The organism is Pseudomonas sp. FeN3W, assembly GCA_030263805.2.
Taxonomy (GTDB): Bacteria; Pseudomonadota; Gammaproteobacteria; order Pseudomonadales; family Pseudomonadaceae; genus Stutzerimonas; species Stutzerimonas stutzeri_G.
On the sequence record CP136011.1, the window covers coordinates 791,271 to 804,080 of the forward strand.

Below are 12,810 nucleotides of genomic sequence, written 5' to 3' on the forward strand. Positions count from 1 at the left end.
ATGGCTGATCCTGTTGTCGAAGACCAAGCTCATGGCACATCATGTATCCAGAGGATACGCCATGATTGATCATCAGAAAGTAACAGCGCTGCTCAGCCGAATTGAACGCCATGATCTTGCGAGTGAAAACGCTAGATCAGATCGTCTTCTGCAATCACTGCTAAGGGCGCTAATCGATGCTGGCGGTTATGGGTGGATCGAAAAGCTCTTGAAGCCAGAGCAGCTGTCTGACGACGTTCGATTAGCGCTCATCAAGGCCGAGCCTAACTGCATAAAGATGTTTGCCTCGCTTGAGCATGGGGCTTACCAGGACTTGGCAGTGGCAGCGATCCTGAACAAGACTGGCGCCGCACTCAACATTCAGGCCAGTGCAATTACAAGGGATTTGCTGCAAAGAGTCTTTGAGGTTGATGGCGAGGCATTGCCCGTTCTGATTAAGTTTAGGCCCGAAATCGCATTACCATTGATCGATAGCGAGCTGCTGAATCTAGCTGTGTCAACGAATTTGCAAGCCGCAACACGCCACATCATTGGCGAAGCGCTATTCAATACAATTACAGATGAAGCGCTAAAGACCGGTCTGCGTAAGGATCCGACCCTGACGTATGCGCTGGCGCAGTGGGGGCGGCTTGATGTCGTACAAAAGCTGATAGTCGATGGATATTGGCCTGTCGGCCCTGGTCACGCACAAAAGCCCGAAAATCTGCTCGCCGGGGTACGTGCGCTCATGAAAGAATCTTCAAAGGTGATGTGGCCAGCTCATTGGCTCAAAGGTTACATCAAAACCCACCCAATAGACGAAGTGGTTAGCCTGATGATCAAGCAACCTGCACGGAAAAAGCGTCTTTTCGAAATGTACTCGACAGATGAGCTACGACCTCACGCCAAAGGGTCAAGAGATGTAATGCGAAATCTGGTTTCCATTGATTTGGAAATTTAGCACCTACAGAGGCATTGCTTTGCCATAATGCGATAGCGGATAATTGACGCCTACAATTGAGGCGCCAGTCAGCATGAGCTATGCATCGGTCTTTATCCTATCCTTCATGACCTCTTTGAGCTGGGGCCTGGCCCTACGGCCTAGACTTGATCGAATGATTCTCGTATGCGCCTGCGGTTACGGTTTGCTGTGGGCTGCGATAAATCCTGACGGGATGGTCTCCGGGCTGTTTGGTACGGTACTCCCTTTGCCGATGCTTACGCTGCTCTTTTGCTTTCTAGGGCTCGTTGACTTATTGCGATGCATGAGAAAAACGCGAAGTTTTGATCGGATATTTATAGCGCTGGCGCTTGGCTTCATGCTCATCACGCACATCGTCTTCATCGGCGTTTATCAAGCTCGTCTTGTACCTTCCTGGCTCGACTCGCAGCTATCAGAACGTCAATGGATCTTTGAGGCGAATCATTCAGTTCGCACCGATGTCTGCTCAAATCCTGACTACGAGTGTATCGAGCAGAATACCTTCAGCCCAAAACAAGCCAGGCAATTGCATGTCTCGGACGGTGGCTATTCCGTTTGGATGGAGGAAAATAACGATGGCGCCTTACTCTACAAGGATAAAGATTCAAATTTCGCTATTCGCGATGCCTATACCAGTGAAATAGCCCTGGAGACATTGATTAACGGCTACTCAATGCTGTCATTGGCCGCAACAATCGCATGGATGCTGCTAGGTCTTTCACTTATCGCTTTCCACAGGAGCAAGACCCGTGAACTTCCTTGACCTAGCCAAAACAGATACTTTTCTGATTTTCTCAGCCGTGAATCTCGCGCTTGCGATGGTTTTTCGTCGCAATCTAACGGTCTATGTCGTTGTGGGATCTCTGCTCATAGCATTCGGGATGAATTGCCTCGAAAAGCCCTACGAGTGGTTGCGTGAATTTAGGCCTGATCTGAATCCTCAACTGATCCTCGTGATCTACCTCGCATCATCTGCTGCGATCCTAGCCTTTTTGAGCTGCTTTAAACGCTGGCGCTCAGTCGACAGACTTATCATGACGGTCTGCATATGGGCCGTACTGGTAACGACGACCCTGTTTCATCAGGTCATGGTTTGGCAAACGCTAAAGGCCTGGGAGGCTGATTCAGGAAGCAGCTTACTAACCCTGCTACCTTTTGAGGGTGAAGCCTTTAAGGAAGTTTGTCAAAAACGGTCGCTTAAATGCTTTACCGTAAAGTCAGTCGATGAGGCAAATATCGACGGGCCTCTAGGTGAGTCTCTTCATAAAATAGAAGCCGACACGCTGGAGCAAGCCGAAACCGAAGGAATTGCTCATCACTATGGATTGTTCAATGACGCTGACGGACTCAGAATCGCGTTTGTTGCCTATTATGCCGATAAGAATGGCAGAAAGATCATTGTTGATGAAAAGGGTGCCAGCCGGGCTCATTCGGCTGTGCGTGAGGCGTTTTACACCTTGGATATTTTTGCCCACAGTGTATGGCTGCTTGGCTGTATTGGCCTGGCTTTCTTTCATAAGCGAAGATTTGCCCGCAAACGATCACAAATTAATAGGCACCAATTGACATAACTGCACCTTTCGGTTGTAATACATGAAATTAACAACCGAAAGGTGAAAACATGTCAAAGAGCGTTGAGAACAAAGGCAGCAGCTTTGCAATATCGCTATGCGTAATGGTCGTGATCGCGGTATTTGCGATGGTTGCCATGGTCAAATCATCCTTGAGTGATATCCATGATCGCCAGGAATCTCGCGTAGTTGCGCTAGACGGCAAAAGCAAGGTGGATGAAACACTCAAGGCAATGGGCAAGGGCTGGCTGTTGCAGCCAGAAACAGTCGCCAGCACTCATGTTCGCTGCGTTTCTGAAGGCGACCTTGCAAAGGCACAGAAAGACGTAGATAGCTACAATAGCTCGTTCAATGCAAAGGTTTTCGGCACAGACACCGTCACAAACTGTGTTCTGAAGGACAATGCTACTCATGATGAAATCAAGGCCGAGGTTGCCAAGGTAATGAATCTTGATGGAAGCTTTGTTATCGGCAATATTCAGTACTTCGACCAAGGCGGGTTCACAAAGGACAGCTACACCATCAAGTCAGTGCACGTGATGACACCGAAATCCTGATGGCGTAACGAACGGAAGGTGTAAAATTGAAAAAGGATGGGGCCTCATTGTTATGCGGCCCCATTTTTCTTGGCTGATTGACATCATGGATAACCACTCCCGGCGTGTAGCTATTGACAAAAACGTCAATATTCATATAATGGAATGAAAGCCGAGGAAACCATCATGCCTACACCAGTCAACCCACTCGATTTCTATGCCGCCCAAGCAATCAAAACGTATTTTCCGCTAATGCTTGCGCAGGAGTGGACATGGGATGGCTTTGAGTCGTTCGATGACATGCTTGGACGACACAGTGCTCTGATGGCCCAACAGATGCTTGTTTACCGCGACAAGCATGAAGCCACCCAAGGGGTTACGCAGCTTGACTATATTGCTTGTGCTGCGATGGAGGCCTACCTCAAAGAAGCTGTTGAGAACAATTACAGCTTTGACGGATTCTCGTCTTGGGAGGACATGGTTGCTAGCAATGCATTTGCAATGGCCCTTGCTACGCTAGTCCATCTTAAATAAACGCTCAGCAGAGCAAGCATCACAATGGATTGAATGACATGATGAAGATCACAGGCTTCTTGTTTTCCATTCTCTTTGCCTCGGCACCAGCGTTTGCGGACGCTGAAAAGGTATCTTTTGTCTTCCAGGAAAGCACAACAGCTCAACATATCTCGATTGGCGTGGGAGCTCCAACTGAATTCCTGACGGAAGGAAGGGGGAATAATAAGGAACCAATTCTATCTGGAGCGATTCTTCCGGTCGAAAAAACCAGCGATGGCGTTGAGGCATTTATTGACATCACTCTAAACCCACCCCTGGCAATCAACATCAATGCCAAGGTGGCTTGCCAGCGACCTGTTGTGAGCACCAAATCCTATGGTGTCGTATATGAGCGATTCCAATGGGGGCAGGCACGCACATTTTGCTTCAGCAATGGGCGCAGAATCCAAATCACGGCGATCAAATCCGCCTAGAATGAGATGATATACATCAGCGCTCCGATCACTATCAATGAGCAAATGGCATTGATGATTGATGTGGTTTCTTGTGGCGTCATGACTGCCCGTGGCTTTCTTGACGACTTTTTTTGCGAGCCACTGCATGAGAAGTTTGCGCGTTGTGGTATTTCTTGGTGAGTATTGGCTTTAGAGCCTCTGTAGCTGGATCTGCTATGCTCTTGAACAACGATAAAAACATCACCTCTCGGGGTGCGTCGAGCTTCATATGTGGCCATGATAATTTGCTTGTTATTATTTTATTTGAGCAAATTTATATCTATCTCAAGAATGTTTCAATGGGTGCGGCCATTGCAGAAAATTGGTTGTTAGGTATAGATTTTACTTGATTCAGCTTTTGTTTTATCTCCAAAATAAAGAGCATAGAGAGCAACAATAATGCCGCTAAATGAAGCCAATCAAACAGCCTTTGATGATTTGCAAGCTCAGATCTTTGACAGCATTCGAGCCGATCACGAGGCGCGCTGGATGAAAACCGTTGGCGGCATGGGGTCGCTCTGTATTCCAAAGTATGGAATGTTTGTTAAAACAGGCCCGCATAGCGGATCGTTGCGTGGCTCCATTGGGTGGGTGGCTCAGGTTCGCCGCAAGCAAGGGCAGTTTGGTTCTGACAACTACATTCTGTGCCACGCTGGAAACGGTGGCTGGCTCATGCAGCACTTCAATAACTTTTTCTACCCCCTTACCTGCGCCGAGACTGATCTCATTCGCCCATACTTCGATGACTGCTTGCCGGAGAATGCAGACTTCAGCCGGGGTATTACGCTAGGAAGCGAAGAAACGCGCGCCATTGGCTTTATTATCGAGCCTCCAAAGGGCTTCGAGACTCGTGGCGGGGAAGGTGCTCGAATGCGTATGACTACCATTGACGCCGATGGGGTTAAAACGGTTACGGATGCCGTTTTTCTTTAGAGAAATGCAGGAACAACACGTTCGGAGAAAAACGCGAAAGCCAAGTCTCATGAAGGTGCGCGACTCAGCTTAAAAGCCTCTCAATGAGAGGCTCCAGAAAAGGCTACTGAACGCCTTAACCTAGCTTGCCAGGAAGCGCTCAGCATCAAGCGCTGCCATGCAGCCGGATCCAGCTGACGTGATCGCCTGGCGGTAGACAGAATCAGCCACATCGCCTGCCGCAAACACACCCGGTACTGAGGTCGCTGTTGCGTTTCCTTCGCGGCCACCATTTACGATTAGATAACCATCACGCTTATCTAACTGGTCACCAAAGATTCCCGTGTTAGGGGTGTGTCCGATAGCCACGAAAAGCCCACGCACCTCGATGTCCTGAGGCTGGCCATCCGAGTTTCGTACCCTGACGCCAGTGACACCCATTTCATCACCCAGCACCTGATCAACCTCGGAATTCAAGATCAAATCGATCTTGCCTTCGGCAACCCGTTCATAGAGATGCTTTTCCAGGATTTTCTCACATCGAAACGAATCACGACGGTGAATAAGGGTAACCTTGCGAGCAATGTTTGAAAGATATAGAGCTTCTTCGACAGCCGTGTTACCACCCCCGACCACCGCCACATCCTGGTTTCGATAGAAAAATCCATCACAGGTCGCACAGGCAGAGACGCCCTTGCCCATGAAGGCGGCTTCGGATTCCAGTCCAAGGTACTTGGCGCTGGCCCCTGTTGCGATAATGAGCGCATCACAGGTGTATTGGATGCTATCGCCAGTTAAACGGAAGGGGCGCTCTGCAAGGTCGACAGCCTGAATCTGATCGATCAGAATTTCTGTTTCAAAACGCCTGGCGTGCTCTTCCATCCGTTGCATCAGGGCAGGGCCTGTCAGCCCATGAGGATCTCCAGGCCAGTTATCGACTTCCGTTGTGGTCGTCAATTGACCCCCCATTTGCATGCCCGTGATGAGCAGAGGACTCAGGTTTGCCCGAGCCGCATAGATGGCTGCTGAGTAGCCAGCAGGCCCAGAGCCCAGAATGATTAACTTAGAATGACGCTCTTGCATTGTTTTGACCTCAAAAGCGGGCTTTCGCCCGCCAGGATGATTAAAGGGAATTGGCGTTTTCAGCAAGGTAGTCAGCAACACCAGCGGCATCGGCCTTCATACCTTTAGCGCCTTTGCGCCAGCCAGCAGGGCAAACCTCGCCATGCTCTTCGGTAAACTGGAGGGCCTCGATAACCCGGATAACCTCATCGACCTCGCGACCCAAAGGAAGGTTATTGACGACCTGGTGTTGAACAATGCCTTGTCGGTCGATAAGAAATGTCGCCCGAAGAGCAACGCCGTCAGCATGCTCAATGCCGTAGCCCTGCATAATATCACGCTTGATATCTGAAACCATTGTAAATTCAACGGGCCCAATGCCACCTTTCTCCACTGGCGTATTTCGCCAGGCGAAGTGGGTATAGACCGAGTCAATGGAGACGCCTATCACCTCAACCCCAAGCTCCCTGAATTTTTGCATGCGGTTATTGTGCGCAATGATTTCGCTAGGGCAGACGAAAGTGAAGTCCATTGGCCAGAAGAACAGCACGGTATAGCGAGGGTTTCCGCTTTTCCATGCGTCAGAGAGGCGGAAATTATCAATGATTTGACCATCTCCTGCGACTGCGGGAGCTACGAAGTCAGGGGCGATTTTGTTAACGAGTACACTCATGGTGTGATTCCTTTTTGGTTGTTAGGCATGAGTCTATATTGATTCATGGATATTGATTTATCAACCTCATTGAGATTATTCTGGCAATAGATAAATTCTATCGGCCAGCGAACCTCAGCCCATCTGCTTGTTTTTGATTGTTATCATTTTTGATTGTTTTTTAAGCGGTAAAATTCAGCCTATTAGTAATGTCACGCCCGCGTGAACCAAACCACAGATAATCAAATGAGCACACTCAAGCCAGGTACAATAAAAAAACAAAAAGGTGTAACACTGATTGAGTTGATTCTGGTCATTGGACTATTGTCATATTTAACGATCCTTGCTTTCTCACAAAAGCATCTGGAATTCGAGCAGGCTAAAGCGCGAGATATTGGTCGACAGCTAAATCAATACAACAACGCTGTAAGATCCTGGGTAGCGGACAATGCTGGTGCAGCAGACAGGGTAGAGGAGGGGACTTCCTGGCTGAAGCTGGTCTCATGCGGTGGCACAAGCGCTAAAGAATATCTACCTTGCGAGTTTCCGGCAGCCAGTAAAGCATTACCAATAAAGTTCGGAAGAATTTCATTGGAATCGAGCATTAAAACTACGGGGTCAGCGCCTAATCAGATAACGAGAGTTACAACTACCTCTAGCCCATTCTTGCTCGATAACGGCAAGATTAGAGGTGATTTATCTGGACTAGCTGCCATTACAGCCGCATCGGGCTTTACGCACAATAACACACCAACTGCGCTTGCAACCCAAGACAGTTATTCGTCAAGCCCGACGACCGCCAGGATAACCATGCTGGCCAGCAACAATGCCTCAACCGACGCATGGCTGAGAACCGATGGCAGCAACTTTATGAATGACAATATAAACTTCAACCCGTTAAAGGAGGAGTCTCAGCGTCAAATACACAATATTTCAAGATTGCAGAACATTGCGTCGCAGAGCCTTTATTTGGGTAACGAAGGTGGGGCAGCGGTGGGGCACGCTGTAATTGTAGATGCCGATCAGGCTATTTATGGAAAGCTACTTGTTTCAAACAGCAGAAATCTCGTCAATGGTATAGAGCTCACGCGTGGAAACCTGGCGGTAAACTCAGGTGGTGTTTATGCCAGCAAAAATATTGAGACAAAGGCAGATGTAGTCGCAAAACGCCTGATTGATATTGATGACGGATCATTTGTTATAGACCCGAATAAGAAATCGACAGTCAAGGATTTAACTGCTAAAGGCGATATTGAATCAGACGGCCATTTGAAATCAAAAACAAAATTGGAAGCCCCCATTTTTTACGATTCAGACAATGTGGCCTATAAAATTGATCCTTCAGCCATTAGTAGACTACTCAATGTGCAGATCGATCAAGAGCTTTATGTTGGTGGTCGCCTACAAGCTAATGAGCACATTCAGCTTAATAAATCTGTTGTTAAAGGTTCAGCGTGCTCTCCGAATGGCCTACTTGGGCGTGATAACAAGGGAATGATCCTTGCGTGCTCCTTAGGCACCTGGAGTTCGCCAGAAGGGGTTGAAGGCAAATATACACATTTAGGTACTCATCATGGCACCACATATTTTAATTCTGGATCGAGGCCAATTCTTGTTCATGTCTCAGGTGGCAATGATTATGATTGCGGAAGTGATTGGTCGAACAGGTACAGCTTGACGGGATATGTCAATGGCACACGGGTTGCGACAGCCATTGACAATAACAACTCATATGCAAAAGTCGGCTATATATCATTTGGCGTTCCAGCTAACACTGGATATATGATTTCATCGTTTCCATACGCATGCGGTGCTGGCCAATACAATGTCAGCGTCTTCACGCTGTGAGTAGAGACAAATCATTTACTAAATAAAGAATCAGCTGATATCATATTTTTACTACGACCATCGAATTATTATTCCATTTTTCGATTTTAGATCAAACGCTTTGCTTAGCATTGCTGAGGTAACCGTGTCAGCAAACACAGATGATTCATTTAACGATGCAGTAGAAATATTGGTGTCCCACACAGGCGTTCAGAATGATGGCAATCTTGAAGATATCATCATTGCCGTTAAGCAACACCTGGATCACACTCGCAATCAAAGCTACAGCGAAAGTCTCGACAAATCTTTAGCTTTATTGATATCGAATAATGCACTAAGTTCTGCATTTATTAATTCATACGACATGCAAGAGACATTGAGTTTAATGAAGGCTCGGTGCTCAGTTGCCGAGATTTCTCGAAAGCTACTTGAAGATAACGACGAATTTGGATTAATCAGATTGATCGGAGCTTTAACTCACGACGAGTTTAGTAGTCCGGAGGTTATTAATGGTCTTTATGAAGGGCTTGGTGAGCAAACCCTCCTTGATATATACAGCGCCTCGATGCTGTATCCATGCGCACCTGGACAGATAAAGACGATAGAAATTTTGTTGAATATAGTTGGTGAAGAAAAGATTATTACTCCTTACTACCTGGAGATTTTAGAGGAAAGACTTATACAAGGTTTGGTAAGCGATTTCTTACATACCAACATAATGAACGCGAGCAAGCTTGAGAATAGGCCAATTTTAAAGAGGTTTTTATTTGAAAGACTTGATCTTATTTTCAAACATTCATGCCTGATTCCAGACCGAGCTCTTTTCAAATTTGCTGCGGACGAGGAAAGGCTTGTTATTTTCGATCTTTTTTCGGAAAAGCTAGCGTGCAGCATGAGGAAAGACCGGTTAGATTTTAACCACAATGCTTCTTTACTTGATATGCTAAAACAAAAAGCAAAAGTCTATGATAAATATGGGTCAAGCATATGCGATTTATTGGCTGATGTGATTAAACAAGCCGGCTTATCGAACCTAAAACCACGCTTGAAGGATTTAACCGAGGAGGGATTTCAGATATTGATGAAATACCCAGGTGTAGTAAGCAAGGATAATCTAAAGGACTACCCTTTACTCAAGAAAATTATGATCAACAACGATCTCAGCATCTGAGTTGCATGATCTAGCACTCAAGCCCAAGGGCTTGGCAGATGAGACGCTCATCCTCACCGGGCCGGGATTTGGATCCGGTAGATGTTGAAGCACCATAAACCCGCACGCTGCCTTCGTGATCAATACTGAAGAATCCTCCAGCAATGACTTCTTGACTGAACAGCTTTCGAGCCACAGTGTTATGCCCAATGTGCTCAGGGAAGCAGACCGCCACAACGAACGAACTGATGCCGTCTTGTATTTCTCCAATGACGTATTTGCCTTGCGTGTTCATCAATCACCCTTTCATCAGCTTTCAAACGGGTAATCCGCGAAATCCCCCGATCTTACGACAACCGAGACGCGGAGTAAACTATACGATCTTATTGACATTGCCTGTATTCCATGTATACTTGGTATATCAGATGGAGAGCCCTAATGATCGACTACAGCCTGCTTGATCGGATCAGTGACGACCTGACCCACATTCGCGCGCTTCCCGACACGCTGATTTTTGATTCTCGTGATCGCGGCAACTATGGCGCTTACGAATGGGATGGCACGGTCGCCATGCTCAAGAAAAATGACCCTACCGGACTTGCCATGGGGATGCTGTTGCATGAAATGATCGAGGCTACCATTAACGGCTCCAGGATCAACCTTCACCAGGTGCTCCGTGAGGAGGGCTTCGTCGAGAAGGTGTCGTCTATTCTGGCCCTCAAGTCTTCTCTTGACGAGGCTATCAAAGACCCAATGCTGCGCTTTCAGGAGCGCATCACTGCACGCCTTTCTAAAATTAGTGAGGCATACGGGGAGCCATCGATTCGAGAAGTGGCCTGCTGTCTGCGTGATGCAATCTATTGCATGAGTTCGGGTTTCAAGATCAACTGGATCTCGAAGGATCCTGTCATTGATGCCTTACCCCTGCACCTCAGCGATACCATCGTTATCGCGGAGACTATTGCCGAGTTCGTAGACATGCTCAAGCATGGACTACCCATGGGCGCTTATATTGCAAGGATCGGTCACTCGCAGACCGCCATTGGCATCAAACGGCCTGGCTGTACGCTGTTCTATTCCACTCTGTCAGTCAACGTGCGCACCGGAGACATGGAGCAGAAGCGCGCCAATAACGCGCACATGCGTGAACGCCTGGATCTTGATGGAATGGTTGAGCGATACCCGGAATGGAATCGAGTCAGCTATTACGGGGATTCCTCAAAGGTGGCTGATGAGAATTTCACTCAGGTCGACCAGCTTCCTCGCGACGTAGTGATTTGGCTTGCAATGGTGGTTGAGCTTGCTCAACAGCAAATCAACGAACAAGCCACTCTCGTGCCTTTGCTTGTCGAGTCGTTGCACAGCGCAACGCTTGCGGAGACCGAGATCAAGAACCTGCCTGTATTGGCTCGTCCGCGCTGGACGCTTAGCCTACCAACACTCGAAAGCATGCTTGCCCAGCTTAACTTTTCAGAATGGGAACTGAAGGTGGCTCGTAGCGCGCTTGACGGTATGGCTGTAGAGGATTTTCTCCCGGTCTCAACTCAGCCCATGGGCTGCATGATCAACGACAAAAAGATTATCGAATGGCCTGAATTGAGGTTCTCTTCTGAAACCGAGGAGTTCGCCAAAAAGGCTATCCGACTCAGGAGCCTTAATCCGAACATCGTGGGCACTCAGGATGAAATGCAGGAGGTCGTACGTAGCATCATTGGCTACAACATTGGGACATGGGTCATTGAGACGTCAAATCTGCTGTTTGATAACCTCTGGAAGAATTTCAAACCAGAGTTCGAGCGGTGTGTTCGTGAAAACATGTGCGATGCTCTGGCGCACTCCTGTGTGAAATGGTCTAAAAACGCAGAAGCCTACGCCTATGATGCAGTAAACCTTTACCGGCAAAGCGCTAAACACAAGACCTACAATCCAAGATGCGTATTTGATGGGAAGAGCCAGGTTGATGTAGTTGCCATCGTCAAGCCTGGCAATTCACAAGATCTTGCAGAAATCATGGGCATCAGCGTTTCTGATCTGCCGGATTTGCTCAATGGCTGGAGCCGAAACCAGGGGTGGGCATCTTCAGATCGTAATCAAGCGCCGTTCGACATTGGCTCTTCGTGGATGTTTAGCGACGAAGGAAGGAATCGCCATGGCCGCGCACTGAGCCATTATCCTTTCACGGCTTACGTGCGCTGCAACGAGCGCAACCTTGCTTCACGAGGCTATACAGTTGAGATTAAACGGCGATGACCATTACACCGATCACTGACCATCAGCGTATGGAGATAGCTGAAATGCGCCGAAAGCGAATGGCTGAAGCGTCTTTCCACCGAGAGGTTGAGTGTGAGGTTATAAGGCTGCTCGATAAGGCTTGTGACCTTCTTCGCTCGGATGCTAGCCCTGCCGAACCGTTTGATGGTTTTCGTAAAGCCATAGATCTCAGCATTACATGGAGTTCAGCTCGACGCTTAAGCTACGGTGGCTATAGGAAAAGCCGCCCATTTGTTTCACTCAGCCTAAAAGACGTGAGAGAGCATTGCGTGCTTGAGTTCATCGAGTACAAATCCCTTCAGAAGTCGACCGTGATCGGGAGCTTCAGAGGGCCCTGGCTGGTATATCTGGCAGGGCTTGTGGCGCATGAGGTAGCTCATACCGTACAGTTTACGCAGCGTTATCAGCCGGGGATTCGACTGAAAGACATCAGTGAGGAGTCATTATTGAAGCCCCACGGTCTTGGCTGGCAAGAAATTTATCGCTACCTGCGAGAATCCTGGGTGAACACCATGCCAGGGTATGAATATGTAAACGAGGGATCGGACAAATGAGCAATCACCTAGAAACAGATGTGAAAGCTGGCGAGACGCATCGCGACTACCCGCCATTGGAGTGCCCAATTTGCGGAAAGGAGCGCTCACCCAGCAGCTTAAACGCCGATGGAAGCGTCACTTATGTATGCAAGGTCGATTACGAGTGGCAATTCAACCTTGATCTTGTCAATTGTCACGGGATGACCTACAGCTGGCGTATCAATAAGGGCGGAGAGTTGGCGGAAAAACAGGGGAACAAGTGGGTTCCTGTCTAACCCCAATCGATCCTTCGCGCAGCGGATTCCATTGCCTCACCCAAACT

The 12,810-nt window shown here is 48.0% G+C and carries 16 protein-coding genes; 13 read left to right on the forward strand and 3 right to left on the reverse strand.

What is annotated here, in order from left to right; genetic code table 11:
• The first annotated feature begins 61 nt into the window (after positions 1 to 61).
• The 8 genes from P5704_027805 (at position 62) to P5704_027840 (ending at position 5,011) form a co-directional block, all read left to right on the forward strand.
• Positions 62 to 940, forward strand: coding sequence for a hypothetical protein (locus P5704_027805; protein ID WOF81685.1), 879 nt, complete (start codon positions 62 to 64; stop codon positions 938 to 940).
• Positions 941 to 1,013: 73 nt separating this feature from the next.
• The gene (locus P5704_027810; protein ID WOF81686.1) at positions 1,014 to 1,724 is read left to right on the forward strand and encodes a hypothetical protein; all 711 of its coding nucleotides are present in this window, start codon (positions 1,014 to 1,016) and stop codon (positions 1,722 to 1,724) included.
• A complete protein-coding gene (locus P5704_027815; protein WOF81687.1) occupies positions 1,711 to 2,532 on the forward strand; it encodes a hypothetical protein in 822 nt (273 codons plus the stop codon). Before P5704_027810 ends, P5704_027815 begins: the two co-directional genes overlap by 14 nt.
• Positions 2,533 to 2,582: 50 nt before the next feature.
• Positions 2,583 to 3,089 (forward strand): hypothetical protein, encoded by a 507-nt coding sequence (locus tag P5704_027820; protein WOF81688.1) that lies wholly within the window; start codon positions 2,583 to 2,585, stop codon positions 3,087 to 3,089.
• Between the two features lie 165 nt (positions 3,090 to 3,254).
• Entirely contained in the window at positions 3,255 to 3,602 is a 348-nt protein-coding gene (locus tag P5704_027825) for a hypothetical protein (protein ID WOF81689.1), read from the forward strand.
• 38 nt (positions 3,603 to 3,640) lie between these two features.
• Positions 3,641 to 4,057, forward strand: coding sequence for a hypothetical protein (locus tag P5704_027830; protein ID WOF81690.1), 417 nt, complete (start codon positions 3,641 to 3,643; stop codon positions 4,055 to 4,057).
• A 158-nt stretch (positions 4,058 to 4,215) separates the two neighbouring features.
• Entirely contained in the window at positions 4,216 to 4,428 is a 213-nt protein-coding gene (locus P5704_027835; GenBank protein ID WOF81691.1) for a hypothetical protein, read from the forward strand.
• A gap of 49 nt (positions 4,429 to 4,477) precedes the next feature.
• Positions 4,478 to 5,011 (forward strand): hypothetical protein, encoded by a 534-nt coding sequence (locus P5704_027840; GenBank protein ID WOF81692.1) that lies wholly within the window; start codon positions 4,478 to 4,480, stop codon positions 5,009 to 5,011.
• A gap of 120 nt (positions 5,012 to 5,131) precedes the next feature.
• Here the strand turns inward: P5704_027840 and trxB are convergent, their stop codons facing one another.
• Complete coding sequence (gene trxB / locus P5704_027845; GenBank protein WOF82226.1) at positions 5,132 to 6,073, reverse strand: thioredoxin-disulfide reductase; 942 nt, start codon at positions 6,071 to 6,073, stop codon at positions 5,132 to 5,134.
• 40 nt (positions 6,074 to 6,113) lie between these two features.
• Positions 6,114 to 6,725: a peroxiredoxin gene (locus tag P5704_027850; protein ID WOF81693.1), complete on the reverse strand. Its 612-nt coding sequence runs from the start codon at positions 6,723 to 6,725 to the stop codon at positions 6,114 to 6,116.
• A gap of 225 nt (positions 6,726 to 6,950) precedes the next feature.
• Here P5704_027850 and pilV point away from each other — a divergent pair, with 225 nt between their 5' ends.
• On the forward strand, positions 6,951 to 8,552 hold the full coding sequence (gene pilV / locus P5704_027855) for a shufflon system plasmid conjugative transfer pilus tip adhesin PilV (GenBank protein WOF81694.1): 1,602 nt from the start codon (positions 6,951 to 6,953) through the stop codon (positions 8,550 to 8,552).
• Between the two features lie 124 nt (positions 8,553 to 8,676).
• Entirely contained in the window at positions 8,677 to 9,702 is a 1,026-nt protein-coding gene (locus P5704_027860; protein WOF81695.1) for a hypothetical protein, read from the forward strand.
• A 10-nt stretch (positions 9,703 to 9,712) separates the two neighbouring features.
• Here the strand turns inward: P5704_027860 and P5704_027865 are convergent, their stop codons facing one another.
• Positions 9,713 to 9,976, reverse strand: a complete 264-nt coding sequence (locus P5704_027865; protein WOF81696.1) for a hypothetical protein — start codon at positions 9,974 to 9,976, stop codon at positions 9,713 to 9,715.
• Between the two features lie 143 nt (positions 9,977 to 10,119).
• Here P5704_027865 and P5704_027870 point away from each other — a divergent pair, with 143 nt between their 5' ends.
• From P5704_027870 to P5704_027880, 3 genes are read left to right on the forward strand one after another with little or no spacing between them, the layout of a single operon-like run.
• The gene (locus tag P5704_027870; protein WOF81697.1) at positions 10,120 to 11,931 is read left to right on the forward strand and encodes a hypothetical protein; all 1,812 of its coding nucleotides are present in this window, start codon (positions 10,120 to 10,122) and stop codon (positions 11,929 to 11,931) included.
• A complete protein-coding gene (locus P5704_027875) occupies positions 11,928 to 12,506 on the forward strand; it encodes a hypothetical protein (protein WOF81698.1) in 579 nt (192 codons plus the stop codon). The genes P5704_027870 and P5704_027875 overlap by 4 nt, the downstream gene beginning before the upstream one ends.
• On the forward strand, positions 12,503 to 12,763 hold the full coding sequence (locus P5704_027880) for a hypothetical protein (GenBank protein WOF81699.1): 261 nt from the start codon (positions 12,503 to 12,505) through the stop codon (positions 12,761 to 12,763). The genes P5704_027875 and P5704_027880 overlap by 4 nt, the downstream gene beginning before the upstream one ends.
• Positions 12,764 to 12,810: the final 47 nt, after the last annotated feature.

What these genes read in the sequence shown, in the direction of transcription:
- P5704_027805 (WOF81685.1), top strand. Translation starts at nt 62, where the DNA reads ATGATTGATCATCAGAAAGTAACAGCGCTGCTCAGCCGAATTGAACGC.
- P5704_027810 (WOF81686.1), top strand. Translation starts at nt 1,014, where the DNA reads ATGAGCTATGCATCGGTCTTTATCCTATCCTTCATGACCTCTTTGAGC.
- P5704_027820 (WOF81688.1), top strand. Translation starts at nt 2,583, where the DNA reads ATGTCAAAGAGCGTTGAGAACAAAGGCAGCAGCTTTGCAATATCGCTA.
- P5704_027825 (WOF81689.1), top strand. Translation starts at nt 3,255, where the DNA reads ATGCCTACACCAGTCAACCCACTCGATTTCTATGCCGCCCAAGCAATC.
- P5704_027830 (WOF81690.1), top strand. Translation starts at nt 3,641, where the DNA reads ATGATGAAGATCACAGGCTTCTTGTTTTCCATTCTCTTTGCCTCGGCA.
- P5704_027840 (WOF81692.1), top strand. Translation starts at nt 4,478, where the DNA reads ATGCCGCTAAATGAAGCCAATCAAACAGCCTTTGATGATTTGCAAGCT.
- trxB (WOF82226.1), bottom strand. Translation starts at nt 6,073, where the DNA reads ATGCAAGAGCGTCATTCTAAGTTAATCATTCTGGGCTCTGGGCCTGCT.
- P5704_027850 (WOF81693.1), bottom strand. Translation starts at nt 6,725, where the DNA reads ATGAGTGTACTCGTTAACAAAATCGCCCCTGACTTCGTAGCTCCCGCA.
- pilV (WOF81694.1), top strand. Translation starts at nt 6,951, where the DNA reads ATGAGCACACTCAAGCCAGGTACAATAAAAAAACAAAAAGGTGTAACA.
- P5704_027865 (WOF81696.1), bottom strand. Translation starts at nt 9,976, where the DNA reads ATGAACACGCAAGGCAAATACGTCATTGGAGAAATACAAGACGGCATC.
- P5704_027870 (WOF81697.1), top strand. Translation starts at nt 10,120, where the DNA reads ATGATCGACTACAGCCTGCTTGATCGGATCAGTGACGACCTGACCCAC.
- P5704_027875 (WOF81698.1), top strand. Translation starts at nt 11,928, where the DNA reads ATGACCATTACACCGATCACTGACCATCAGCGTATGGAGATAGCTGAA.
- P5704_027880 (WOF81699.1), top strand. Translation starts at nt 12,503, where the DNA reads ATGAGCAATCACCTAGAAACAGATGTGAAAGCTGGCGAGACGCATCGC.